The organism is Nostoc sp. (assembly GCF_054880495.1).
Map to the genome: position 1 here is coordinate 1 of NZ_JBTYKD010000040.1, position 25,119 is coordinate 25,119.

General features: G+C 43.1%; 21 protein-coding genes and 1 pseudogene. 7 read left to right on the forward strand and 15 right to left on the reverse strand.

What is annotated here, in order from left to right; genetic code table 11:
- Positions 1-593: 593 nt before the first annotated feature.
- From ACYTXL_RS04505 to ACYTXL_RS04520, 4 genes are read right to left on the reverse strand one after another with little or no spacing between them, the layout of a single operon-like run.
- Positions 594-1,499, reverse strand: a complete 906-nt coding sequence (locus tag ACYTXL_RS04505) for a cytochrome c oxidase subunit II (protein WP_461923707.1) — start codon at positions 1,497-1,499, stop codon at positions 594-596.
- 2 nt (positions 1,500-1,501) lie between these two features.
- A complete protein-coding gene (locus tag ACYTXL_RS04510) occupies positions 1,502-1,633 on the reverse strand; it encodes a hypothetical protein (RefSeq protein WP_461923669.1) in 132 nt (43 codons plus the stop codon).
- A gap of 25 nt (positions 1,634-1,658) precedes the next feature.
- A complete protein-coding gene (locus tag ACYTXL_RS04515; RefSeq protein WP_461923670.1) occupies positions 1,659-2,264 on the reverse strand; it encodes a DUF2231 domain-containing protein in 606 nt (201 codons plus the stop codon).
- Complete coding sequence (locus ACYTXL_RS04520) at positions 2,261-2,761, reverse strand: DUF2231 domain-containing protein (protein WP_461923671.1); 501 nt, start codon at positions 2,759-2,761, stop codon at positions 2,261-2,263. The genes ACYTXL_RS04515 and ACYTXL_RS04520 overlap by 4 nt, the downstream gene beginning before the upstream one ends.
- Before the next feature lie 696 nt (positions 2,762-3,457).
- On the opposite strand from ACYTXL_RS04520, the gene ACYTXL_RS04525 reads away from it, so the two are divergent.
- From ACYTXL_RS04525 to ACYTXL_RS04535, 3 genes are all read left to right on the forward strand, one after another.
- The gene (locus ACYTXL_RS04525; protein ID WP_461923672.1) at positions 3,458-3,748 is read left to right on the forward strand and encodes a hypothetical protein; all 291 of its coding nucleotides are present in this window, start codon (positions 3,458-3,460) and stop codon (positions 3,746-3,748) included.
- 96 nt (positions 3,749-3,844) lie between these two features.
- Positions 3,845-4,417, forward strand: coding sequence for a chemotaxis protein CheB (locus tag ACYTXL_RS04530; protein ID WP_461923673.1), 573 nt, complete (start codon positions 3,845-3,847; stop codon positions 4,415-4,417).
- A 4-nt stretch (positions 4,418-4,421) separates the two neighbouring features.
- Entirely contained in the window at positions 4,422-6,464 is a 2,043-nt protein-coding gene (locus ACYTXL_RS04535; protein ID WP_461923674.1) for a hybrid sensor histidine kinase/response regulator, read from the forward strand.
- Positions 6,465-6,534: 70 nt separating this feature from the next.
- Here the strand turns inward: ACYTXL_RS04535 and ACYTXL_RS04540 are convergent, their stop codons facing one another.
- Positions 6,535-7,734 (reverse strand): extracellular solute-binding protein, encoded by a 1,200-nt coding sequence (locus ACYTXL_RS04540; protein ID WP_461923675.1) that lies wholly within the window; start codon positions 7,732-7,734, stop codon positions 6,535-6,537.
- Positions 7,735-7,814: 80 nt separating this feature from the next.
- Between ACYTXL_RS04540 and ACYTXL_RS04545 the strand changes: the two are divergent.
- Positions 7,815-8,040: pseudogene (locus tag ACYTXL_RS04545) on the forward strand (hypothetical protein); the annotation flags it as partial.
- A 614-nt stretch (positions 8,041-8,654) separates the two neighbouring features.
- The gene (locus ACYTXL_RS04550) at positions 8,655-10,622 is read left to right on the forward strand and encodes a hypothetical protein (protein WP_461923676.1); all 1,968 of its coding nucleotides are present in this window, start codon (positions 8,655-8,657) and stop codon (positions 10,620-10,622) included.
- Positions 10,623-10,826: 204 nt separating this feature from the next.
- Here the strand turns inward: ACYTXL_RS04550 and ACYTXL_RS04555 are convergent, their stop codons facing one another.
- The 6 genes from ACYTXL_RS04555 to ACYTXL_RS04580 all read right to left on the reverse strand — a co-directional run bounded on the left by ACYTXL_RS04555 (position 10,827) and on the right by ACYTXL_RS04580 (position 15,274).
- A complete protein-coding gene (locus tag ACYTXL_RS04555; RefSeq protein WP_461923677.1) occupies positions 10,827-11,066 on the reverse strand; it encodes a hypothetical protein in 240 nt (79 codons plus the stop codon).
- A 434-nt stretch (positions 11,067-11,500) separates the two neighbouring features.
- A complete protein-coding gene (cobT, locus tag ACYTXL_RS04560; protein WP_461923678.1) occupies positions 11,501-12,679 on the reverse strand; it encodes a nicotinate mononucleotide-dependent phosphoribosyltransferase CobT in 1,179 nt (392 codons plus the stop codon).
- Positions 12,633-12,821 carry a hypothetical protein gene (locus ACYTXL_RS04565; RefSeq protein WP_461923679.1) on the reverse strand — a complete coding sequence of 63 codons (189 nt, stop codon included), beginning with the start codon at positions 12,819-12,821 and terminating at the stop codon, positions 12,633-12,635. Before ACYTXL_RS04565 ends, cobT begins: the two co-directional genes overlap by 47 nt.
- A 34-nt stretch (positions 12,822-12,855) precedes the next feature.
- Entirely contained in the window at positions 12,856-13,593 is a 738-nt protein-coding gene (locus tag ACYTXL_RS04570; RefSeq protein ID WP_461923680.1) for a DUF2232 domain-containing protein, read from the reverse strand.
- Positions 13,594-14,083: 490 nt separating this feature from the next.
- Entirely contained in the window at positions 14,084-14,785 is a 702-nt protein-coding gene (locus tag ACYTXL_RS04575; RefSeq protein ID WP_461923708.1) for a Crp/Fnr family transcriptional regulator, read from the reverse strand.
- A 333-nt stretch (positions 14,786-15,118) separates the two neighbouring features.
- Positions 15,119-15,274 (reverse strand): hypothetical protein, encoded by a 156-nt coding sequence (locus ACYTXL_RS04580; RefSeq protein WP_461923681.1) that lies wholly within the window; start codon positions 15,272-15,274, stop codon positions 15,119-15,121.
- 24 nt (positions 15,275-15,298) lie between these two features.
- Between ACYTXL_RS04580 and ACYTXL_RS04585 the strand changes: the two genes are divergently transcribed.
- On the forward strand, positions 15,299-19,270 hold the full coding sequence (locus ACYTXL_RS04585) for a hypothetical protein (protein WP_461923682.1): 3,972 nt from the start codon (positions 15,299-15,301) through the stop codon (positions 19,268-19,270).
- Between the two features lie 391 nt (positions 19,271-19,661).
- Positions 19,662-20,315, forward strand: a complete 654-nt coding sequence (locus ACYTXL_RS04590; RefSeq protein ID WP_461923683.1) for a sugar transferase — start codon at positions 19,662-19,664, stop codon at positions 20,313-20,315.
- A gap of 97 nt (positions 20,316-20,412) precedes the next feature.
- Here the strand turns inward: ACYTXL_RS04590 and ACYTXL_RS04595 are convergent, their stop codons facing one another.
- The 4 genes from ACYTXL_RS04595 to gmd all read right to left on the reverse strand — a co-directional run bounded on the left by ACYTXL_RS04595 (position 20,413) and on the right by gmd (position 24,339).
- The gene (locus tag ACYTXL_RS04595; protein ID WP_461923684.1) at positions 20,413-21,249 is read right to left on the reverse strand and encodes a carbohydrate ABC transporter permease; all 837 of its coding nucleotides are present in this window, start codon (positions 21,247-21,249) and stop codon (positions 20,413-20,415) included.
- Between the two features lie 394 nt (positions 21,250-21,643).
- Positions 21,644-22,219 (reverse strand): 5-formyltetrahydrofolate cyclo-ligase, encoded by a 576-nt coding sequence (locus ACYTXL_RS04600; RefSeq protein WP_461923685.1) that lies wholly within the window; start codon positions 22,217-22,219, stop codon positions 21,644-21,646.
- A gap of 72 nt (positions 22,220-22,291) precedes the next feature.
- On the reverse strand, positions 22,292-23,236 hold the full coding sequence (locus tag ACYTXL_RS04605) for a GDP-L-fucose synthase family protein (protein WP_461923686.1): 945 nt from the start codon (positions 23,234-23,236) through the stop codon (positions 22,292-22,294).
- A 23-nt stretch (positions 23,237-23,259) separates the two neighbouring features.
- Positions 23,260-24,339 carry a GDP-mannose 4,6-dehydratase gene (gene gmd, locus ACYTXL_RS04610; RefSeq protein WP_461923687.1) on the reverse strand — a complete coding sequence of 360 codons (1,080 nt, stop codon included), beginning with the start codon at positions 24,337-24,339 and terminating at the stop codon, positions 23,260-23,262.
- Positions 24,340-25,119: the final 780 nt, after the last annotated feature.

A 25,119-nucleotide genomic window follows, 5' to 3' on the forward strand; every position in this document is an offset into this window, starting at 1 on the left:
ATAACTTTATGGTCTGTACTAAAGCTAAAGTATTCTTTCCAGTTACTTGGAGATTCGTGGTTAGGCTTCTGATTCGGGAGAATGATGCCTTCAATTGGAATATTAGTCATCGGTTACTTTCCTTTTAACGTGTCGCGGAAGTCCCCACCCTCAATGTACTTATACGATGGGGATGAATAGCGGGGGTTGAGGATTGCATCTGGAATTGATTTTTTACTTGGTAAAAACAAATTCTGGATGGATGACGAATCCTACTTGTTTTTCTGGTAAGATACTCAATGTCTTGACCCTCCGGGTTCAAAATCGCTCTTTGAGGGAAACCCTCAAGACCGCGTTTTTCACCATCAATGCCATAAGCGAAAACCAAGCTAATTAGGTACATGTTGCAAGAAAACCCTTCTCTTCTCTTCGAGAGGCTGCGCCAACGAGAGGCTTGGCCAACGGCTCCGCTCAGGGTAAAAGATTTGGGTCTTGGGAACCAGGACTCCTGCCCTTGGAGGGAATGTAAGACCAACAAAACTGCGGAGTAATTGATGGCTGTTCCCGATGAATTGGGAGAGCTACGACTTCAGCCGTAGGCAGGTCTGAGTAGTTCACCCTGGAGAATTGACTAGAGGAGGTGCGGCAGGTGGAACTGTAACCCAACCTGTTTTGATTGATTGATTGGATGTTTGGGCATACTCAGAAGCTGCCTGATTCTTTGCTGGAGATGGCTTTTGAGTTGCAGCTTGGGCTAGCCACTGCTGATAATCTTTAGGAGATTCGACGACTACATTCGCTTGCATCGTCGCAAAGTATGTGCCGCTATATTGGGAATCGGTCAATCGGTATTGTCCAAGGCGGATCGGAGTAAATTCAAAGTCGATGCTCTGGTTGGGAATAATATCCTGCTTGAGGCGAAATGCAGGTATATAGAAGCCGTGGAGAACGTCTTGCGATCGCAGCGCTAAACGTATCCGGCGATCGCTCGGTAAATGCAATTCGGTACTAGTGACATCTCTTTCTGGGTAATGAAAAACCCACGCCCACTGTTTAGCTAATACGTCGATTTTCTCAACGGGTTCTGCTAAAGCGTTAGCTGGTACTGATTCCATTGCTAGCGGATTATGCAGGTGAACTAATTCGGCTGGGCCTTGAATCCCCATTTGTTCGTAAACTTGGTAGCTGTAGCCCGCAATCCAAAACACCAAAAGAATTGGGATTGCTGTCCAGACAACTTCTAAGGTGACATTGCCATGAATTGGGGGGCCGTCGGTGAAGTCATCTTTGACTGCTCGATGGAAGATCACAGAATACATTAAAGTACTTGTTACTCCCAAAAAGATGAAGGCACCGAGGGTTACTAAGAAGCTAATCAAATCATCAATTAGTTGGGATTCGGCCGCTGCTTGAGGAGGAAGCCAGGAGTAAACCTGTTTACCGATCCAGAGACTGGTAATAGTCACTGTGATCGCGCCTGTAATCGGCGTCAAAATATTTAAAATCTTCTGGATTTTCATGGTCATTGGTTATTGGGCATGGGGCACTTGTACTGACTTGTACTGACTTGTACTGAGCGAAGTCGTTGGCGCAGCCTCTCGTAGAGAAGTAGCAACGTCGTTGGCGCAGCCTCTCGTAGAGAAGTATGGGGCATTGGGCATGGGGCAAATGACTAATGACTAATTGAGGTCTTGGCCTAATCGCAGCAAATTATCTGCTGTATTGTGTACGCCAAATTCGGTGGCTAGTTGCGCTCCTAGTGTGCCGTGGACGAACATAATCAACATGATTGCTATGCCTGCGAACAGATAGATCCACTGCACTTCTCTATCTGACTGTTTATATTCTTGTTTGCCCCAAACGAAGCGCTGCCATCCTCTCCAGATGGTCATGCCAACAATCAGCGCTAATAAAAACACACCACCTACACCATGCCAAATCATGGTTTGCATTGCCTGTAATCCCCAGGCACTCTTCATATCGGCTGGTGGTGTTGCCAACAGCATTTCATAAAAGCCTGCTGCCACGGTGAAAAATGTAATGATGCTGGCAGCTAGCATGTTGTACCAGCCAACATCAAATAATTTGTCACGTTCCACAGTAATTGCCAAAAATTTGAAGACCCATTTTTCAAAGGGGAACAGAACACCAACGATATCGAAGGTAATCCCAATGATGAATAAACCTAGTGTCAAATGGACTAAGTTGGGATGAATGGGAATTGTGTAAGGTAATCCGTTTGTGCCTAGAGAGCCGGTCAATTGGTCAATTAATTCTGAGTTCATCGCAACACACCATCCTTTAGTGCTTCTACAACTGGCACTGTATGCAATCCATATACCCAAACAAGTTGATCTCCGAGATATACTTGCAAGCCAACTATCACGATTAAAACTAGTCCGGCTCCCAAATAATAAATTGGTAATTTTTGCGGGTTGCGGGTACGAATTACATAACGCCAAGCTGTAATTGCGGTGATAATTCCCGAAAGCGACCAACCAATCAGCGTATGTAAATTCAGCGCCGATTTAGCTAGGGTGTAAGGCTGTGCTAAACCCGCTTCAAACTGACCAAAAATGATTGCGACGAAGATAGCGATCGTGGCAACTAACATATTCCACCAACTCACCTCAAAAAGACGAGTGTTACCAGTAAAATAACCAATTACATCGCAGGCAAAGGCAAACAACACCATTGCAATTACGAAGTGGACAAGGATGGGATGAATCGTATCTGGATAGGGTAAATTGTGGTCGTTCAAAGATGTAAAATACTCAAGCATTGTATTCTCCTGGACATATCTACCGCACTTTGGTCAATCAATTTTGGATTTTAGATTTATTCCGTCCATGACGAGATATAAACCAGAAGACCCTAATCCAAAATTCAAATTCCCAAATCTAAAATCGCTAGTGAAACTTTAATGATTCATGGATACTCATTAACCTCACCATAAGTATCCATCCATAATTGACCAGAATCTGTTCAATATCTACGCCGTGCAATATGCTTAATTATGTCTTAGCTTTTTGTAGACGAATATAGTAAGCTTGCCTAGATGGAATAACTTCGGTTGCGATTAATTTTCTCATCTCAATAGTCTGCAACAGCAATTCTTGATGGAGCTAATCAAATCGCTGTTGTTGGTTGATTTGCCTAACCTACCTTTTAGCTTAAGTAAATTTTTATGAATTGTCAAAAAAATAAAAGTTAAATTTTTAAAGGTTAGTTATCTAACAAAAAACTATTTCTACAATGTATCCATTCTGGCATTAATGAATATTTTAAAAATCCTAAATATAATATTTTAATGCCAAGTACGTTACAATGATAAAATATTGAATTGTGAGCTAAATGACAAAAATATATAATTTTGAGTATTTGGTATAAAAGCGAATCAAGGTAAGTTAGTAGTTGTGGTGAAACTGGAGAATGCTGAAAGGATTTTATCAGCCATTAAGTCACACAAAAAGGATGTTTGAAAAGTCTCCAGATTGGGCGATTAGAAATCGCGGCTATACAGACTTGTGTTGAGCGCAGTCGAAATACAAAACCCACACTTCGACCCTTCGACCCTTCTCTACGAGACCCTTCTCTACGAGACGCTGCGCGTAGCTTGCTTCCACGAAGTGGTACGGCAAGCTCAGGGCATTGCGCTGCGCGTAGCTTGCAACTCCTGCGGAGTACGGCAAGCTCAGGGCAACGCAAGCTCAGTGACCGCCTGCATTGGTTAAAAACTCTTGATTTTCTCTTAGTCCACGGAGGTTAACTAAGTTTTGTGTAGTAGCAAATTATATTCACCCAATACTTTTAAAATACCCTCTAAGATTGAAACCCACATTCTACAGGTGGGAGGACTAAAGAAGTGTCGTTTAAAATTGTGGTGATTGGTACTTCTTTGGGCGGATTATCAGCATTAAAAATTATCCTGGGGAACTTACCAGCAGATTTCCTAGTGCCGATCGCAATCGTACAACACCGTCACAAGGATTCTGATAACATACTCCAGGAGTTATTACAAGAATCCAGTTTGTTGCCGATTCGAGAAGTGGAAGACAAAGACGAAATACTATCAGGACATATCTACCTAGCTCCAGCAGATTATCACTTGCTGGTTGAACTAGATCACTTTGCTCTTTCGACTGATCAGCCTGTTTCCTATGCCAGACCATCTATCGATGTGCTGTTTGAGTCAGCAGCCGATGTCTACACTGAGCAAGTTATTGGTGTAATATTGACAGGGGCAAATCAAGATGGTATGCAAGGTCTGAAGAAAATAAAAGCACGGGGAGGATTGACTATTGTCCAAGAACCTGCAACATCTGAGTGCGATGTTATGCCACAGGCAGCAATTTCTGCTGTTGCAGTAGACTGGATTTTGACACTCTCAAACATTGCTTCTCAGATGGTCAAGCTTTGTCACTCATCACGGAAATAAACCCATGCAGATGGAACCGAAAGTAAACATCCTCTTAGTAGATGATAAAGTAGAAAATTTACTGGCACTAGAAGCAATCCTAGAAAAACTAGGGGAGAATCTGGTGAGAGCTACTTCTGGGGAAGAGGCTTTGAGGTGTCTGCTAAATCAAGACTTTGCAGTGATTTTGCTGGATGTGCAAATGCCAGGGATGGATGGCTTTGAAACTGCTACGTTGATTCGCAATCGGGGGCGATCGCGTCACACTCCAATTATCTTTCTTACCGCCTTTAGCACCAGCGACCAAATGCTGTTTAAAGGCTATGCCTTGGGTGCAGTTGATTATTTGCTCAAACCATTAGACCCGAATATTTTGACTTCTAAAGTCATAGTATTCGTAGAACTATTTAAGAAAACAGAAGCCGTCAAGCAACAAGCCGCGCAACTGGTAGCTGTGAATGGGTCACTCAGGCAAAGTGAAGAACGATTGCGATCGCTGAGTACTTGTTCACCCGTTGGCATTTTTGAAATTGATACTGAAGGAAGATCTAGATATACTAATCCCCGCTATCAGGCAATTTGTGGCTTGCAAGCGGCAGAGAGTTTAGAAAAAAGATGGCTAGAATCTGTTCATCCAGAAGATCGAGAACGAGCAGTTAGCAGTTGGTCTAACTACATTCGTCAAAGTCGTGACTACTCTGAAGAGTTTCGCTTTCAAACTGCTTACGGTAGCATCCGTTGGGTTCAGGTTCGCTCATCACCAATGCTTTCCGGTCAAGGAGAATTGCTGGGATATGTCGGCACCCTCGAAGATATTACTGAACGCAAACAAGCAGAAGAAGTCCGCGCTCAAGTCATTCGAGAACAGACGGCAAGGGCCGAAGCAGAAGCAGCAAATCGGATGAAAGATGAGTTTCTCGCCGTTCTCTCCCACGAACTGCGCACACCCCTAACCTCAATGCTGGGCTGGTCAAAAATTCTCCGCTCTAAGAAACTTGATGATAAAGCCACTTCCCGCGCCTTGGAAGCGATCGAACGCAATGCTATATCTCAGATGCAACTAATTGAGGATATCTTAGATGTATCCCGGATTATCCGGGGTCAGCTGCGGTTAAATGTAGCTGCTGTGAATCTGATCTTGGTGATGGAGGCAGCCTTAGAAGCAGTGCGTCCCCTAGCAGAAGTAAAAGATATTAAGTTAAATACTGTCCTGGATACTTCGGTAGGGTCAGTTTATGGCGATCCAGCCCGTTTACAGCAAGTTGTCTGGAACCTACTGACTAATGCGATTAAGTTTACCCCCAAGGGTGGCAAGGTAGAAGTGAATCTGTCAGTAGTCTGTGGTGAAGGACAACAAACAACTCACAGATACGCCCAAATTCAAGTTATTGATACGGGCATTGGCATCAGTTCCGAGTTTTTACCTAAAGTATTTGAGCGTTTCCGGCAAGCAGACAGCACCACAACGCGATCGCACAATGGATTAGGACTAGGGTTAGCGATCGTTCGCCATCTAGTGGAACTACACAAAGGTACAATTTTTGCCCAAAGTTTAGGCACTGGACAAGGATCAACCTTTACTGTCAGACTGCCACTGCTACAAGACAATCGGGGTAGCAGGTGGAATGGAGAAACAGGAGAAATTTCTTCCCCCGTGCCATCGACGCCCCTTGCTGGATTAAGAGTTTTAGTTGTAGATAATGAAACAGATACCCGTAACTTTCTCAGTTTTATGCTTGAGGAGTATGGAGCGATCGCCACTACGGTAGCATCAGTTGATGAAGCGCTAGCAGTAGTTGAACAAGCAAAACTAGATATCCTAATTAGCGACATCGGTATGTCAGAGCAAGATGGTTATACGCTGATTCGGAAACTGCGCTCTTTGGAACCAGAAAAAGGCGGACGTATCCCAGCGATCGCTTTAACAGCATACACGCGAGAGGAAGACCGCCTAGAAGCGCTAAGAGCAGGGTTTCAGCAGCATTTATCTAAGCCAATTGACCCCACTAAATTGATTTCTATGGTTGCCAATGTATTAAAACTACCTCTGGAAATTTCACCCAGTTGATTTGGGAGTGGGGAGTCTCACTTCTTTACTCGAGGACTGCAAACTCGGAACTGTTTTGCTAAATACCCAATTAAACCTTAATTTTGGCGAATAAAGACTCGTATTGTTTTATTACTGATGGGGGTAAGGGAAGCAAAAATTCACTTTTATTGAAAATTTTGCGTAGGCGTAGCCCGTCGTAGACATCGCTCTCCAACAGGCTCCATAATGGTTCTTGGATATCGGAAGCGACAAGATTTGTAGAAATTGGCGAATTACTTTTGGTCAGCAGCGAAATTTGTTTAGCTGTGCTTGGTTGCCAACAAAAATCAATCCATTGAGCTGATAAAGTATTCGTAGTAATACCTGCCGGACGTACCCACAAGTCTGCCCAGATTGCTGTTCCTGACTGGGGGATAACTGCTGCAAGTTGCGGATAACGTCCCAGAACTGGCAGCACATCACTTGACCAACCAACGGCTAGCCAAGTGTCTCCCATAATTAGAGGTTCCAAGTAGTTATTGGAACTGTAGAACTTCACCTGTTGATTTAATGTCTGTAATTCCTTTTCCAAGTCTGGTACTTGGTCAAGATTCTCTGTATTGTAAGATTTTCCTAGCTTCTTTAAGACCAGACCAATAACTTCTCGTGGTTGATTAAGTAGGGAAATGTGCTGCTGCATTTCATCTCGCCATAAATCACTCCAATCTTTGGGCGTCCATCCCAATTTTCGCAACTTATCACGGTTATAAACAATCACCGTGCTACCCCAACGGTAAGGCGCACCCCACACCTTCCCTTGAGTGTCCAAGTTACCTTGGTCGTTCCGCGTTACTAATTTCTTCCAGCTTTCATCTAAAACAGACCACTGCTTTAATTGGTTTCCCTCTACCTCTTGGAGTGGTTGAATCAATTTCTGCTCAATAGCTGCTTTTAGCCAGTAATCGCCCAATGTCACTAGGTCTGCCTCAGCTGTTTTTTGATCTTGTATAAAGGGTATAAAGCGACGTATAAAGGGTATAAAGTGCCTCCATCCCTGCTCATCGGTGACTTTTGGTTTCTGCTGCCAATTTTGTAATTGCTGATATAAATCCTGTATATGCCCAACTGGAGTAAACTTTAACTGCACCTGTTGCTGCAAACCTTTGTGGAACTGATTCACCACCTGACCAGGTATAGAACCTTTTAATAACTGTACTTTTAGTTGCCTCTGGTTCTTTCCACCACAGCCAAAAAGCAGTTGTGAAAGTGCCAGTGTGCTTGTGCCTAGCAAAAAAGACCGTCGATCCATTGATTTTAAATTTGAGATTTTTGATTATACCTAATATTAAGCAGAGATTCACCAGAAGCTGACTATTTCAAAAAAATATCCAAGCAAAGGATAATTATCAGGAGAATTGCGCGGCTGGGGGCTACCAGTTCAAAGGATGAAACACAAGGATGTATTGACAGATCGCATTTATCTAGACATGAATTTCAAGGTGGAGATAACATAACACCAGAAATTTAAATACAACGACTGACAGCGCAATTAACAGCAGCATACAATCGCATTTCTGCGTTAGAAGAACAATTACTCAGAGAGAGAATTCATTAAATTTAACCTGAGTTTAACGAATTAAAAAATAGCTGGAGATAGGGAAGGCAAGCCTTTAGGTTCAATGTCGAGTGATGACTTTATGGACATACAGCACATTTCATCTGAATGAGGTACACAAGGGCGGGCAGGATGCCCACCCCACAAGATTTATCATATTAAGATGTGTACTTAATTTACCTGCAAAGTGCTGTATATATAAGATAAATATAAGCAACTAACATTCTTTTATTACTTTCATTAGGGAATATTTAAAACCTTGTTTATTCGTGCTTGGTTCCAAACAAGGTTTTTTTAGCTTTGCTGATCAAGCAAGGCTTTGAAAAAAATTCCAGGTCAGCATCTTATCTTATTTTTCTCTCTTCAGAGATATAAAAGAGCGCTAATCCAGCCATCAAATTGATAAAAAACTTAAACACGCTATTACATATATTTACGTAAGAGTGTGATATATCTACCTATAGGCTTTTAGTCACTACCTCACTATGAAACAAAAAAACAACAACCCTAAGACTGATGTCTTTAGGGTATTGTATCGTTCAAAAACCAAGATTTTCTTATTAATCTGCGTTTTTATCATTAGTGTTTTTGGCATCTTGTTATCAAATTGGTTGATGACAAGTCAAACAGCTTTCGCAAAAATTGACTTTTTGCAACCTGCTCCGACTCAACCGCTAGGCTATTACGACTATTTCGGCAAACTGCTGAGTCCTCAAGAAGCATCACAATTAGTTGTAAATAAGGGACTCGATCCTAATAATCCCATTTCTTATCAGCGTGTAGGGGCAGTTAAAATTACTCAGGAATTAATAGCGCAAGGTGAAGATATATTCTTCAACCACAAGATTGGCGACACATTTGGTTTGCAAGGAGTATTGGGTTTTGGACTTGGCATTGCTACGATTTTACCAGAATTCCAGACAGCAATAGTTAAATTGCAAGGTCAGCCGACAACGAACTTACAAATTATTCTTGAGAAGGATATAGCATTAGGTAGTCGAACTTTTCCCAAAGGAACTGTTCTCAATACAGGCTTAAAAATAGAAAAGGGAGGGACTTTTCCTATTGGACTAGGAATCACACCTAAGATTGATATTAGCTGTGCTGTGTGCCATATATCTCTTTCAAATAAGGGTGAACGTCTTTTAGGAGTACCTAATAGCGAAATTGCCACACCACTGCTGATTGCTTTATCACCCAATACAGCCGCAGGGTTTGCACGGCTAAACTTTAACCCTCTAGACCCACAATACAAAGGTAATGGCAAGACGATTATTGACAGTAAAGGTAATAAAGTAGAATTACCCGATCCTGAAAAGTTTGAAAAAGCTTTTGATGATGCAGTGTTAGATGTACCTTTCGGTAATTTTGAGAGTTCTCCAGATGGTATTAGAAACACTACTCAAATTCCTAGCATCTTTACCTTTAAGGATCATCCTTATTTAGCTGATGGACAATTTGCTGTCGGTCCATTTGCGGGATTGAGTGCTATCACTAACGCTGTTCACTCTTCAGAAATTAATCTGTTTGCAGCCGCTCAATTAAGTTCAGAAACTCTTGGTATTGATCCAGAAGTTTATATTGGTACATTACTGCAAAACGCTGCCGTTAAGAGCCTACGTTTACCAGAAGGAGTGATAGTAAAACCCTCTGAATGGCTGCGGAAGATCGTACCGAATCCGACACAAGCAGAATTAGAAAACCAAATTTCTGCTCCTGGCACAGGAACTTATCCAAACCTACGACCTAGTTTGTTTACTTACAACGGTTTGGTTTTCAGCCCAAATACTGGAAACCCCAGTGATATTGCTAGCGGCACTTTCTTATTTGCTGACAATGCTATGTCTGCTTTTCAAAATAGCTTAGTACCACCTGCTAACCAGACTCCAGAAAACTGGCAAGCCTTGACCAGTAATTCTGTTAAACGTGGCGCAAAAGTTTTTGAGAAAGCCAATTGTGCAACTTGCCATATTCCACCCTTCTTTACTGACAACAAAATTCATCCAATTGATGAAATTCATACTAACCCAGCTCGTGCCCAGTCTCGCTTGGCGCTGAATAAATTGTTAGTACCACCCAAGCTATACACTTTTAACACTCCCGTTCCCATACCTGCTAATGCTGAAGTGCTGGATTTACCAACGCAGGGTATCTCCGATACTCCCACAACTCTACCCAAAGGTATATTGCCAAAAGGTGGTTACAAAACTACTTCTTTGCGTGGTCTTTATCTAAGCGCACCATATTTGCATGATGGTGGTGCAGCAGTACGGGCAGGAAGCCTGAAAGTTGACTCAAATGGTAGTTTCACGGTTCTTGACAAGAGTGGCTTAGGACTTTCTGGCACTCTCAGCCAAAGTATACCTGCCGATGCAGCTAGCAGCTTGCGTTCTTTGGTTGATCGTGATCTTCGTGCCTTAGTTGTGAAAGCGAACAAAGCTAACCCTAGTTTAGTGCGTAGTAACCTTGATGGCACGGGTCATGACTTCTACGTAGATAGACAGGCTGGGTTTAATTCCAACCAGCAAACAGACCTAATTAATTTCTTGCTGGCACTTGATGACAATCCTGGAAGTTTTTAATTTTAGCTACTGCTGATATTTTATGTTAATACCAAGTCGTCTAATGATATATCATGAAGGCGACTTGGTATTACTTTAATAGGACTTACGCACTGTACAAATCCATCGTGATGTGCCTCAACAAAAATAGGTTGTTTCAGGCTTTGATTAATTATCCTTTGATCGTAAATAGACGATGCTGTAGGGGTAAAGCATGCTTTACCCCTACGAAAGATTTGGTTTTTCACCTAACCCTGTGATTGTGTAATTGTTTTTTATGGGATCTAAATCGGTGGTGGTAAGGATGCCGCTAGCGGAAATCGGTGTACCATTTGCTTCGTAACTGGGAAAAGAGTACTGAAAATCAAATAACTGTACAGCTTGTGCCGCAGAAGATGCACTAACACCAGTGATACCTATAACAGCACTAGCCGTAGCAATACCAAGCTTTTTGACTATTTTCATCAGATAATTCTCCTGAAAAACAAGAAGGTAAACAAAGTTGCATAATTCAAATTGCTAGAAAGAAGCTCTGATGCACAGATATACAGATAAGGAATAAGAATTAAATAACATACAATTAATGCCCCTGGCTTACCTCACCCTCAATCCCTCTCCGATATATTGGAGAGGGAAGCTAGATACAGGATGAACTTTTGCATTTTATTTAATTCACGTTCCTAAGTTAGGAGCTTCTGGCTTCCTGAGAGCAAAAGTTCGGGAGTTAAATACAGACACGCAGATGCAATTTGAATGACGATTAGCTTATTAACTGTTGATTTGCCTAAGTACGGCTTTGGTAAAATTGTACCCAATTGAGGGTTAAAATTTAAACGCATAACTTTACGGGCCTTCCCGCAGGGTAGGAGCGCAGAGTTATGCAGAGAGTTCGCTACAAATTAATGAGATGCTCTACTTAGCCTTTCAAGTTGGGCTTCAATGGCTGCCAAAAGTTGGTGTTGCTGCCAATCTTGGCTAAGATGGGCGGCTATGCAAGCGGCTCCAGCACCCATGCCTTCTTTCACAAAGCCCTGTTCATAGGCTCTCAGTTGGGGATAACGAGAATCAGCAAAGCTCAGATGAGTTGCTAATAGGGGAGGGGTTCCTCCACTCTGAGTTAAGCTGCCTTTTCCTAAGCTGAGGGCTAAGTCAACTGTAGCGCCAGTAGGGTCTTCTGCTACCCAGCGAGTTGTACCGACAACTACTGCTTCTGGTCGCCATGATAAAGTGTAAGCTTGAGCGATCGCACTCACTAGCGCATAAACCGCCAACATTTGCGTCCCACCAGCCAGCATTACACCACAACTACGACTAGCTGCGATCGCCATTCCAGCTACCACGACTTGCATCGGATCACCCACGCCGGCAACGAGTTGTAAAGGATCAACGGAATTTTGGCTTTGATATTGGAAGTTTATCTCCCCCGGCTCCCTACTCCCCATCATCTTCTCCAGTCCAGCTTGCACTAAGTCCGACTTTTGCGCGTGGTTACAAACAGGGTGGCTACTGTTAACTTTTCCGGCAGCATCTATGCCTAAACCAGTTAAGATTGCCAGGGCAGTTGTGGTACCTCCAACGACGCACTCACCCAGAATCAGATACCCCTGTTGGATATTGGCAGCAAGGCGTTCTCCCCAAAGTAGCCCTTGTTTAAACAAGTGGTGTACCGTTGTGATTTCCATAGCAGCACCTCCACTTAAACACTTAGCAGGAGCGCCACCCAAATCAATTACTGGCACGGCAGGAGGCTGGGGTAAACCAGCATTAAACAAATGAACTGGTATTTTTAGCGACTCAAAAACAGCGCGAGAAATCAGCACAGGCGAAGCCCCAGCCGCTAATGGTGGTAAGGGATATTGGGCTTTATGTTCTGCCCCGTAATACAAAAACTCGGCATCGGCACAAGCGGTATATTTCCGATCCTCTGGAGTGCGGCCAGCGGCTGAAATTCCTGGAATTAAACCAGTTTCAGTAAATCCTAAAACACAAGCAAATATGGGTAGACAACCACGATACCGTCGTAGCCATTCTTCACCCTGTTCTTTTTGGGTATAAATCCGAATTTGGGCATTGGGCATTGGGAATTGGGCACTTGTACTGACTTGTACTGACTTGTACTGAGCGTTCGCGTAGCGTCTCGTAGAGAAGTCGTTGGCGCAGCCTCTCGTAGAGAAGTAGCGTTGCCGTTGGCGCAGCCTCTCGTAGAGAAGTATTGGGCATGGGTGATTAGTTAGGACTCATCATTTAAAAATGACTAACCTTCATAATCCATAAGGACTTGTACCCAGCGTGGGGGACGGGGAATGGGATTGCCCAGGCGGTCGAAAAGGAACCATGCTGCCAGGTGTACTACAAAAAGGTAGATAAAGTTGTTGAGTAGAATTAGAGCGATCGCTCCCACTTGAATCAAAAACACACTGGGACTCGCTAACAAACTCAAGCTAAAAAATACCCACTCGATGAACTCAGTTACCTGGGTAATCACATAAATCCACAGGTCTTGACCGGACAAAACAGACAGCAACCACAGCTGAAAAAAGACTCCCAAAGTACCCAACAGCGTACCCAAGGTGATAGAAACAATCCAGGGAACACGACGATACCACGTCGCCCCCAAAAGCACGCCCATAAACCCGTAGGGCATGACAAACAGCAAACTGCGAGACGGTCCCATCAATACCGTCAGCAGTAACCCGCAGGTGAGTGCCGCCATCCATGCCGCACGTTTGCCCCAACGCAAATAAACTAGAGCGATCGGTACGGGAAAAAATATCCGCAAAACTGGCCCCAAGGGAAAGTAGAAATTAATAAACCAAATCAAGCTAGCGGTACTCGCTAAAAATGCCGTTTCTACCATCCTCAAAGGTGCATCTGCCTTGACTTGAGGAGGCATTAACTGCTGTTCTTTGTCTAACCAATGATTGTGGGGAGTTAAAGATTTAGGGGATGGATCTTTCTCCGGCTCATCTGGCAGAGAATCTAAAATACTCATATCTGACAAGTTCTTAACGCTTCGCGGAAGTCCCCATCTTCAAGGTACTCCTAAGATGGGAATTGTGAGCACTTCGACAAGCTCAGTGACCACGGGGGATGATGATTACATCCAGAATTAATTTAAAACATAAGTAAAAACAAATTCTGGATGGATGACGAATCCCCAATTTTTTCGGGTATTATGGTTAATGTCTTGACCCTCCGGGTTCAAAATCGCTCTTTGTTCGTGTAGCGTCTCCCTTAGGAGAGGGAAACCCTCATCGCCCTTGGCGTCTCCCAAGGGGAGAAGACCGCGTTTTTCACCATCAATGCCATAAGCGAAAACCTTTTCTTATAGGTATATGTCGCAAGAGAAAGATTTGGGTCTTGGGAACCAGGACTCCTGACAAGAGCAAGGAATGTCAGACCAAAAAAACTATGGAGTAATTGATGGCTATTCCTGATGAATTGGGAAGCTGAGACTTAAGCCGTAGGCAAGTCTAAGTAGTTCACACGATCATTTTTTCCAAGGCTGACAAATCGGGAATACAAACAGTATCTTGATCCCGTTTAATCAAGCCTTTTTTTTCAAGCCTTGTCAACACTCGGGTCACGGTTTCCCGCGCCAGTCCGCTCAAACTACTCAATTCCCGATGAGGTAAATTGGGGATTTCGGTTCCTGTTTGCCCTTTTTTTCCCTGTCCTTCTGCTAAAAATAGCAACGTATCTGCTACCCGTGACTGGCTATCAGATTCCCGCAAGCGCAATCGCCGATTTACTTGCCGCAAACGTCGCGCCATTAGTTGCGCTAATCGAACTCCCGCCAAGGCTTCTATCTGAAGCAACTTGACAAAATCCTGAGCAGGCATACTCCCAATTACTGTTGCGGCTAAGGTAATCACATCTGTAGATCGAGGTACTTCATCTAGCGCCGCCATTTCACCAAACAATTCCCCTTTGCCAAGAATATTCAGCGTTACCTCTTTTCCTTCCAGATTGTAGGTGCGGATTTTTACCCATCCGTCCAGAATAAAATACACAGAACCGCCCCAGTCATTTTCCAGCAAAATCACCTGATTGGCTGGGTGAGTGCGGGTGACAAGATGGATCAGGGCTGATTCCACAGCAGCTTCTGGCAACCCTTGAAAAAAGGGAGCCGATTTGAGCATCCAGGGATTAGCCTGTGCTTGCAAGCTATATCGGTCTTCCATTACGACATTTTTATTCAAGCTGCTATATACACACAACAAACAAGAGCGCCATTTTTAGCCTAAGCTATCATTGCATAGCTCCCTTTCAAAGATAAAACTAAACTATGCTACATAAGAAAACGACAAGAACGTTTTTCTAAACCATCTTTACGTATAAGTTTAAATGGGGTAAAGTTTTGCAAAAAGTAATTTATAGCCGGCGGTTGTATTGCTTAGGGGTTAGTTAAGAATATAGGCAAACAACATCAATGATACTAAAGTGAGTAAATTATTGCTCAGGTATTTTAGCAATTTTCCAAAATAGGCAACCAATGAGCTGCAAAACTAAGCTTTTTAAACAAACGCTGACTGAAGATTGCCATGACTCCCAGTAATCCATAACATAATGACAGTTACAAGTTCTAGCAGTGGCTTTTGCCACTCAAAACTTCTCCGATGGTCGAGGCTGCGCGAACGTGATTGTAAAGTAATTGTCACATTAGTTGACATAATTTTCTAGATAAGGTAATAAAAGTGACTTTCAGTGCAGATGAAATTCAAAAGCTGATCGCAGACATTGACAACTTACTTGCCAACGGTGGCAAGCGCCTGTCTAGATTTCTGTCTGGTCAGGCGCAAGAGCCTAAAGAAGTTTTAGAACGAATTCGCAACTTCTTGGTAAGGTTACAAGAAAAAGAAGCATTAGAGAGCGGCATCCCAAATCAGTCTTCTGAAGAATTGCGTTCCCCTTCCTTAACAAAACTTATTGATCATGGTAATAACCAGTATCCCCTACCGCCGCTTGAACCCAGGCAGGAACAGAGTGCTGTTGGAGCAGGACAATTAAAAAGTGAATTTTCGAGATTGATCGAGCCATTGCGATCGGAATTAGAAGGGCTATTGCAAGAAAGAGCCACTCTCATACAAGAAATTCGGCAGTTAGAGCAAAGGCGATTGCAAAACTACTCCTTAGCGCAGCAGTTGACAAACCAGGATCAGATGATTACCGAGTTTTTACAGGTACTCATGAATCGTCTTCTGCCAACTTTAACGCCACTGGTAGCACAGACGGGGGAAAATTCCGCCAGTTCCTCAGGAGTAACTAATCACGCAACCTCTGCAACTCAAAATTTTTTAGAACCACCAGACGGTGGGGAGCGGTTAACCCAGCTAGCCAGGGAGTTGGATCAACGCCTCTTATCACTAGATGGGACGGTGAATGTAGTCTTTGATGCGCTACAGCGCAACATTAATACTTATTATGAATCCCTGTCGCAAGCTGTGGCAAGAATGCATAGCAAGGGGATGCAAGGCGAAGAGCTGATGGCCAGCTTTCTGAACAATTTGACTCAGAATTTGCAGCAACAATCCCCTAGTTCCCAGTCATCTTTTCTGGGGGTAGAATCTGAGACACTACCATCATTGCTTGAAGTTGCGCCCCATCCCTTGGAGTTTATACAGCCAGAAACTTCATCTTCACTCACAATTAATTCTGAGCAACAGGAGACTACCCTCACAGAAGATTTAGATGCAGCGCTGTTGCAGCTTGGTTTACACTCCTCTCAATCTTCTGAAACAGCGACGGAATTACCGCAAGATATTTCTGCGTTAATTGGTGATGAAGTAGACCAACTTTACGCTAGTTTGTTTGGTACTGATGATGTTAATAATTCCAGCCTTGATGTTGACTTATCTGCTTCTACAGCCTCCCCCTCAACCCTGAACATCGTTGAGGGCGCACCTGTACCTTCAATACTGGATATGGATCTTTCAACCCAAGAGACTTTAGTAGAAAGCAGAGATTCATCATCAGAGCCACAGTCAGAACTATTTTTTGAAGAGGATACTGACCAAGATTCGCTTGTTAGCTTGTTTACGCCACAAACAGACAGTTTCCCGGTGCAATTCGACACTCAGCCAGCTAATGTTGATACAATTAATATCCTAACTGACCTATTGCCTGATACAGGTAGTGAGCAGCAACTGCTGGAAGTATCATCTTCTGGGGATAATGCGACAACTACAGCACCAGTTACTCCAGAAGTAGCAGAAATTGCGATCGCATACCCCTACGAGCAAGCAAGCTACGCGCAGCCTCTGGTAGAGACGCCTAGCGAACGTATCGCCGCATCGGAAGTATTAATTAACGATGATCAGCCAGAACCATCTTCAGATAACTACATTACTGCTTCACCCCAAGAAAACTTGCTTTCTGTTGAGTCAAACCAGTCTCCAGTCGTACCTAATATTTCTTTAGATGAAGAACAGTTGCAGCAATTAGATCGAGATTTGGCTAATTTTGATCGGCAGCTAAATTCGGAGTTACAGCCAGATAGTAACTGGAATATTTTCTCGGAAATAATTGGTAAGACTCAAGATACAATCCCTACAAGTTCCCCTGAACCGCAAACAGAAAATTTCCAAATAGCAGAGAATATTTCAACTACTGTTCCCCAGGTAGAAACTGAACAAAAGGAAGTCATAACTCCTATTCCAGAAAGGTCTTTACCTTCAATTTCCAACTCCCTAAATAATCCAGAAGTTTCGCTCAATCTTCTAGAATCAGTTTGGTATTTAGGGATTGATTTAGGTACAACAGGAATTTCTGGCGCATTATTAAATCGCTCAACTTTTGTTGTACATCCTATCTACTGGTCAGCAGAAAATCCGCCGGGAACAAGTTCCTTTCAGCAATCATTTCGTTTACCAACAGAGGTTTATCTGCCTACAGCTTCTATACCCCAGAGTGAAAATGAAAGTATCGAAGCACATGAGCAGATAGCACCTGCGGCTGTTGCCCAAGATAAAGCCCCTGACCACTCGGCCACCAGTTCCCCAACACCGAGATCAACAGTAGAACCGACGACAAATAATCTCTACTCGGCGCAGTTGAAGCCCTATTTACAAGTAGCTATTCCCTACAAGAGTGAACGGCAAAAATGGGAACCTGTTTTGCAATTAAATGAATTTTCGGCAGGCCCTTTGATTTGGGTTGTGCGATCGCTCTCTAAGCTACTATTAACCCTCAAATCTGACCAAACAAGTACTACACCTAGTTTAATGGTTGCTGCTGTTGGGATCAGCGAAGAAAATTTTCCCCAGATTATCAGTAATATTGCTGGTGTAATTTGTACTTGCCCATCTAGCTGGTCGGAACAATACCGCTTCAACGTGCGCGAAGCTTTACTCACTAGCAAACTGATCCAACATCCGCAGCAAGTCTTTTTTGTGGAAGAAGCGATCGCTAGTCTACTCCCAGAACTCGATGCTGGTAACGGTGAGCAAGTAAAATTAAGCGATAGTCAAGGTTCTCATCCGGCAAAAACCAGCGAACATCCGATTGTTGGCAATACCCTGGTGATGAATATTGGAACAGCTGCCACAGAAATGTTGCTGGTCGATGTCCCAGAAACCTTACTGCAATTGACATACAATGATTTCATGCTCCACAGTTTTGCATACGCTGGCAAGGGAATTGAACAAGATATTATCTGCCAGCTGCTATTGCCACCTAAATCTCGGCAATCACGCCCCGAAACACCAAGCAATCGCCAAACTATTACCACTAATCCTTGGCAATGGCAACCCTCAATTCCGGGTTTAGACCAAATGCGTTGGCAGAGTTTAGGGTTGGAAGAATTAGAACTACCCAGAGTCGGAGAACCAGATATTATCGCTCGGATTCGCCTCCAGCAACGTCTAGAAAGTTCTCTACTGGGACAGGCAGTATTAGATGCAGCACTAGCCCTAAAGTTGATTTTGCAACACCAAGACTCTTTTACCCTGGAATTGGCCGATCAGCAGTGGATTTTGCAGCGACGAGACTTAGAAAGCCAGGTATTTATCCCCTTTGTGCGCCGCATCAACCGAGAACTCAACAAATTATTGGTAGCTCGTGGCATCCCTACAGAAGCAATTAATCAAGCTATCCTAACTGGTGGGGTGGCTTGTGTGGGGACGGTGAACCGATGGCTACGCCAAAAACTCCCCAACGCTAAGATTATCCAAGATTTATATCTTGGCGAAAACGGCGCTCCTAATTGCAGTCGAGTTGCCTATGGTTTGGCAATGCTGCCTTTACATCCCCAGATATTAGATATACCCAGGCAACAATACACTGATTATTTCCTATTTACAGAATTGCTGCGGCTGCTACCAGATCGACCTTTATCTTTCGGTGAAGTTATCCAGTTATTTGAAGATCGTGGGATCAATACGCGCACTTGTCAGGAACGCCTGCTAGCTTTTTTAGAGGGTGAACTGCCTTCAGGCTTAATACCTTCAGTCATAGACTCAGCTTGGCTTACCCAGAGTTCGCAACAAAATCCCGACTATCAGGCGATCGCCACAGCACCACTTTTTGAAAAACAAGGGAGTCTCACTTATCGTCCCAATTCCCAACAACTGTTGTCTTTGCGTCGCTATTTAGATGCGATCAAGGCTAGTAATCAGCAATCACTGGAGGAACCATATACGGTGAATTTCGACTTAGAGGTTCATCGTTGAGACTAGAACATCACGTTGGGAATAAGCACGAGTACACTATGGCGGAAGTTTGCTTACTTTAAGAAGTTGCTCAGAGCAACTTGTCTGGTGAATTGAGATGGTAGCTGGATTTACGCCATGCTTTACTAGTACTTCACGACAGTAATTTTTGGGATTTTTAGCATAGTAGAGTAGTATATTTTTTATTTGATAGAAAAAATACTGTAAATTTATAATCCACCAGCTTAATTGAAAGATTCTGTAAACTTTGGGTTTTCGGTTTTTATATTGTTTAAATTTTTTGTATGTTAACACTCGGTAGGAGCGACAAAAGCAGTAAAAACCGCCTAAAAATTATGTCCATGTCTACACTACTAATGCAAAAAGTCCTGTTGTAGATAAGTTAATCTTTGTGAATAATCTTTATCTTTATTCAGTTAATTCCTCAGAACAGCCTTTACACCCGTCAACTTTAAGCGTCAGAAAACGATTAATTGACATTGTTGGAGCTATTGTGGGCTTGATTATTACATTTATAGTAGCAATTCCCGTAGCAATTGTTATTTTTATACATGAGCCAAGTCCAATATTTTATTCCCAAATCCGCTGTGGTTTGAACGGAAAAACTTTCCGGATGTGGAAATTCCGCTCCATGATCGTCGATGCTGAGAAACTCAAGCATTTGGTTGAAAACCAAGCCAAAGGTCATATCTTTAAATCTGTTGACGATCCTCGCATTACTCCTGTGGGTAAGTTTTTGCGGCGTACTAGCTTGGACGAATTACCCCAATTTTGGAATGTTTTGTTAGGCGACATGAGTTTAGTTGGTACTCGTCCACCTACTCTTGATGAAGTCAGTCATTACGATCTACACCACTGGGATAGATTGCGAGTCAAACCAGGCATTACCGGAGAATGGCAGGCTAATGGACGATCGATTATTACAGACTTTGAAACCATTGTCAAGATGGATATAGATTATCAGCAGAAGTGGTCTGTAACTTATGACCTGAGTCTGATTATTAAAACTATCTGGGTGGTATTGAAAAAGACCGGTGCTTATTGAATTGGGGCATTGGGCACTTGTACTGACTTGTACTGAGCGGCGTCTTTGGCGCAGCCTCTCGTAGAGAAGTATTAGGCATTGGGAGAAAGATTTTTTTTTAACCCTTTACTCCGCTACCAGTTTCTGTTGGTACAATGTAACGTTGTAAAAATAAGAATAGTAATAATACTGGCGCGATCGCAATTACTGAACCAGCAGCTACCAACCGCCAGTCAAGGGAAAATGTCCCTGCTAGCTTTGCGACTCCCAAGGGAAGAGTGTATAAATTTTCGTCTTGGATGACAATTAAAGGCCACAAAAAGTCACTCCAAGCACCAATGAATACGAAAATAGCTAGAGTTACCAGTGCTGGGCGAACTGCTGGTAACATAATATGCCACCACAAACCTAACTCCGAACTGCCATCCATCCGGGCGGCTTCTTCTATCTCTTTGGGGACACTCATGAAAGCTTGGCGCAACAGAAAAATACCAAAGGCAGAAGCTAAACTCGGAAAAATCATTCCCAAATAACTATTTGTCAAACCCAACTGGACTGTCAAAATATACAGGGGAATCATCACGATTTGAAAAGGAATCATAATCGTAGAGACGATCGCTACAAAAATCCAGTCTCGCCCCACAAATGACAATCTTGCCAAGGGATAGGCAGCTAAAGCGCAAAATAGCACATTTAAGCCCACAGTCAGCACTGACACCAAAGTACTGTTATACAGGTATTGTGCAAAAGGTAAAGAATTCCACACAATAAAGAAGTTATTTAGTGTTGGTGACGCAGGCAACAGCTGTGGCGGCGACTGAAAAATATTTTCCGTAGGCGATTTTAAGGATGTGCTAATTAGCCATAGTAAAGGAAAGAGCATCAACAGTGCGATCGCTCCCAATAGCGCATACATTAGCAGAATTTGCGATCGCGATTTTTTCCAGTTCAGCATTTGATTTTGCAAATTTTATTTTGTAATTCAACAGGAATGTAAACACTCATACTACTTGCTGTTTGTTTTGAAAAATAGGGTAAGCAAGTTCGTAGTAAGGACTTTAGTCCTTATTTTCTAAGCACTAAAGTGCTTACTACAAACCCTCAAAACCAACTTGACAAAGTACTAGTTGTAATCATCTCGTCAATTATTGCTTGCTGCTCAGTGTAGATGACGTTCGATTAGTTATAAAACATTTGATGAACTGTCTTCATTAGACCTCTTGCAAAAGTCCCTAACACCCCACCCCCAGCCCCTCCCCGCACGCGGGAGGGGAGAATTTGACGTAAGTCAAAGGCGGGGGTGAGGTTCTTTTTTTGATTTATGTAAGAAGTCTATTATCCTGAATCCTTTAGCCTTTTGGAGTCAATCCGGTTTCGGTAGAAACAGCTTGTAGTGGTTTATCCCAAGATTCAATCGGTATTTGGGACAAATAGGCAAACTCAAAGATAATTCCGATAGTCGGCTTTGTCTGCCACTGCGGTAAACTGAGCAAGCGATCGTAATATCCGCCGCCATAACCCAAACGATATCCTTGATAGTCGCAAGCTACACTGGGGACGAGAATCAAATCTATTTCAGCAGCATCTAAGATTGGAGCGTCGGGGTGTGGTTCAGTAATGCCATAAGCGCCACTTTGCACAGAATCATTCGGTGTCCAAATATGCCAATACAGAGATTTATCAACGCAGCGAGGAAATCCCCAACGGTATTTGGTGTCTGCAAATAGGGGACTGAGGTCAGGTTCTTGACGAAAGCTGAAATAAGCGAGTATTGTTTTTGCTTGGGTGAACAAAGTAGAGTTTTGTAAATTAGAGCATAAGCGATCGCTTTTTTCTCTCCACTCTCCAACGGACATTGATTGACGTGTTTTAAGTAAAGTGCGGCGTAGTTCTGCTTTATTTAATTGATGATTAGCTTTGTCCATAAAAATTTATGGCGTCAAATAAATCAGCTGGGCATCGCCCAGCTTAATTACGCTACACTCATTAATACATCCTTATGCAGCGTGTTGACGGTACCATTCAATGGTATTTTTTAGCCCTTGCTCAAAGCTCACCTGAGCCGTGAAATTAAAGCCTTGTTTCGCCCTTTCAGTATCTAAACAACGGCGTGGTTGACCATTAGGCTTGTCAGTTTGCCAAACAATTTCACCCTTAAACTCCATCAATTGGCAGATTAAAGTTACTAAATTAAGGATGGAGATTTCCTCACCCGTTCCCAAGTTAACTGGTTCCGATTCGTTATAGAATTGAGTCCCCATAATAATCCCCCGCGCTGCATCTTCTGAATACAGAAACTCGCGCGTAGGACTGCCATCACCCCAAACTGGAAGTTGCTTTTCTCTCTTAATTTGGGCTTCGTGAACTTTGCGAATTAATGCGGGAATGACGTGGGAACTTCCAGGGTCAAAGTTATCTTCTGGACCATATAAATTTACTGGCAGGAGGTAAATCCCATTAAAACCGTACTGCTGACGGTAAGATTGCAATTGGACTAAAAGTGCTTTTTTAGCAATTCCGTAGGGCGCGTTAGTTTCCTCTGGGTAGCCATTCCAAAGATCATCTTCTTTGAATGGCACTGGGGTAAATTTAGGATAGGCGCAGATTGTGCCAATACATACGAATTTTTGTACTCCCGCTTGATAGGCAGCGTGAATTAGCTGGGTTCCCATAATCAAGTTATCGTAAAACAACTCTGCGGGCTTTTCGCGGTTTAGACCGATGCCACCGACATGAGCTGCTAAGTGAATGATTATATCTTGCTGGTCAACTACACGTTGGCTATTTTCCCAGACACGTAGATCGGACGATTGCGATCGCGGTATTGTAATCTTCTCACGATCAGCCCCTGCTTTACACAGTTGATCGATCACCTGACGACCTAGAAACCCCGACCCACCAGTGACCAGAATACGTTGATTTTTTAGTTCTAAGGCGGTCATATTTTTATCCTCTGTGGTGCGAATCAGAAATGGAGAGCGCCCAGTTCTTGACGAATAGTAGCAATATCATGTGGAAATTGTGAACCATTTCCATTCGGTGAAGTGTGACCCAATGCTTGTAAGTCTGCTTCTACCATTAGGGAAACTAGTTCTTCAAAGGTTACTGATGTTGTCCAGCCCAATTTTTGCCGTGCTTTGGTAGAATCGCCAATCAACAACTCTACCTCAGATGGACGGAGGTAACGCTCATCAAACTCTACATAATCTTCCCAATTGAGATTTACATAATTAAATGCCAGTTCCAAAAACTCTCGCACCGAGTGAGTTTCACCAGTCGAAATTACGTAATCCTCTGCTTGATCTTTCTGCAACATCAACCACATTGCTTTAACGTAATCCTTCGCATAGCCCCAATCTCGCTTGGCATCTAGATTACCCATGTAAATTTTTTTCTGCTTACCAGCGACGATACCAGCCACGGCTCTAGTAATTTTGCGGGTTACAAAGGTTTCACCGCGCCGTGGTGACTCGTGGTTAAAAAGTATGCCGTTACAAGCAAACAAACCATAAGATTCACGGTAATTTACAGTTTGCCAGTGGGCGTAAACTTTCGCACAGGCATAGGGACTGCGGGGATAAAAGGGCGTTGTCTCATTTTGAGGTATTGCTTGTACTAAACCATACATTTCTGAAGAACCCGCCTGGTAAAATCGCACCTGAATTCCAGTACGCTGTTGGTAGTCCCGAATTGCTTCCAACAGACGCAGCGTGCCCATTCCTACAGCATCCACCGTGTATTCTGGTGAATCAAAACTGACTCTGACATGAGATTGAGCGCCGAGGTTGTAAATTTCTACCGGCTTGACATCTTCTAAAATCCGCCGCAACGTCGTACCATCGGTTAAGTCGCCGTAGTGTAGAAACAACCGTACTCCCTCTTTATGGGGGTCTTCGTAAATATGATCGATGCGGTCTGTGTTGAAGGTAGAAGTCCGGCGAATGATGCCATGAACTTCATAACCTTTTCCTAGCAAAAACTCACTTAGATATGAACCATCTTGACCAGTAATACCAGTAATCAACGCTCGTTTCTGTTGCGTCATGCTCAATTATCCCTTATTATTCTTTGATTAAAAAGTTACAGGCAATCTGATACAACCTAGCAGCTAATTGCGGAATTGCCTAATGGGAAACCTACGAGTTCTTGTTGTTAAAACACTTTTCGCCTAAATAAATTTACTTAACAAAAAGGAATTTAACACGTAAGCCAACCTGAGATAGATGAAGATTGTTTAATTATGTATATTTTTTTAGATGAAGATTCTTTTTGTGTACGTCTTTTTTGTCAAAACTTCATATCTTTAGTTTTGTGAAGATTCAATAAAATAGGATTTTAAATTAGACTTCTGGCAAAAATCTGAATATGAGCAAAACGAACCACAGAGAGAAGTTTCAGCTAGGTAGAAAGACATAAACCTCGTCCATTTTGAAAAGTGAAGTAGTACAGGCAGGGTTCGACTGACTTGTACTGACTTGTACAGAGCAACGCGTTGCCCTGAGCTTTGCCGTACCACTTCGTGGAAGCAAGCTACGCGTAGCGCGATGCCCTGAGCTTGCCGTTGGCGCAGCGTCTCGTAGAGAAGCGTCTCGTAGAGAAGGGTCGAAGTAGCGTTGCCGTTGGCGCAGTCTCTCGTAGAGAAGTAGCGCTTACGCCGAAATCTTACCCGCTACTACCCGCATTTTAGCAAGATGCTGCCGCTACTTTTAAAATAGATGGAGTTTAAATATTAAATATAGATAACTATATAAAACAAAGATGAACAGTCGTTTAGTCTAGGGCAAGAATTAGTAGTTAGGGGCATTAACTGCCCCCCAGAATCCAC

What these genes read in the sequence shown, in the direction of transcription:
- ACYTXL_RS04580 (WP_461923681.1), bottom strand. Translation starts at nt 15,274, where the DNA reads ATGTCAACTAATGTGACAATTACTTTACAATCACGTTCGCGCAGCCTC.
- ACYTXL_RS04515 (WP_461923670.1), bottom strand. Translation starts at nt 2,264, where the DNA reads ATGAACTCAGAATTAATTGACCAATTGACCGGCTCTCTAGGCACAAAC.
- ACYTXL_RS04600 (WP_461923685.1), bottom strand. Translation starts at nt 22,219, where the DNA reads ATGGACAAAGCTAATCATCAATTAAATAAAGCAGAACTACGCCGCACT.
- cobT (WP_461923678.1), bottom strand. Translation starts at nt 12,679, where the DNA reads ATGCCCAATGCCCAAATTCGGATTTATACCCAAAAAGAACAGGGTGAA.
- ACYTXL_RS04505 (WP_461923707.1), bottom strand. Translation starts at nt 1,499, where the DNA reads ATGAAAATCCAGAAGATTTTAAATATTTTGACGCCGATTACAGGCGCG.
- ACYTXL_RS04575 (WP_461923708.1), bottom strand. Translation starts at nt 14,785, where the DNA reads ATGGAAGACCGATATAGCTTGCAAGCACAGGCTAATCCCTGGATGCTC.
- ACYTXL_RS04565 (WP_461923679.1), bottom strand. Translation starts at nt 12,821, where the DNA reads ATGCCCAATACTTCTCTACGAGAGGCTGCGCCAACGGCAACGCTACTT.
- ACYTXL_RS04520 (WP_461923671.1), bottom strand. Translation starts at nt 2,761, where the DNA reads ATGCTTGAGTATTTTACATCTTTGAACGACCACAATTTACCCTATCCA.
- ACYTXL_RS04510 (WP_461923669.1), bottom strand. Translation starts at nt 1,633, where the DNA reads ATGCCCCATACTTCTCTACGAGAGGCTGCGCCAACGACGTTGCTACTT.
- ACYTXL_RS04535 (WP_461923674.1), top strand. Translation starts at nt 4,422, where the DNA reads ATGCAGATGGAACCGAAAGTAAACATCCTCTTAGTAGATGATAAAGTA.
- gmd (WP_461923687.1), bottom strand. Translation starts at nt 24,339, where the DNA reads ATGACGCAACAGAAACGAGCGTTGATTACTGGTATTACTGGTCAAGAT.
- ACYTXL_RS04570 (WP_461923680.1), bottom strand. Translation starts at nt 13,593, where the DNA reads ATGAGTATTTTAGATTCTCTGCCAGATGAGCCGGAGAAAGATCCATCC.
- ACYTXL_RS04555 (WP_461923677.1), bottom strand. Translation starts at nt 11,066, where the DNA reads ATGAAAATAGTCAAAAAGCTTGGTATTGCTACGGCTAGTGCTGTTATA.
- ACYTXL_RS04550 (WP_461923676.1), top strand. Translation starts at nt 8,655, where the DNA reads ATGACAAGTCAAACAGCTTTCGCAAAAATTGACTTTTTGCAACCTGCT.
- ACYTXL_RS04540 (WP_461923675.1), bottom strand. Translation starts at nt 7,734, where the DNA reads ATGGATCGACGGTCTTTTTTGCTAGGCACAAGCACACTGGCACTTTCA.
- ACYTXL_RS04595 (WP_461923684.1), bottom strand. Translation starts at nt 21,249, where the DNA reads ATGCTGAACTGGAAAAAATCGCGATCGCAAATTCTGCTAATGTATGCG.
- ACYTXL_RS04605 (WP_461923686.1), bottom strand. Translation starts at nt 23,236, where the DNA reads ATGACCGCCTTAGAACTAAAAAATCAACGTATTCTGGTCACTGGTGGG.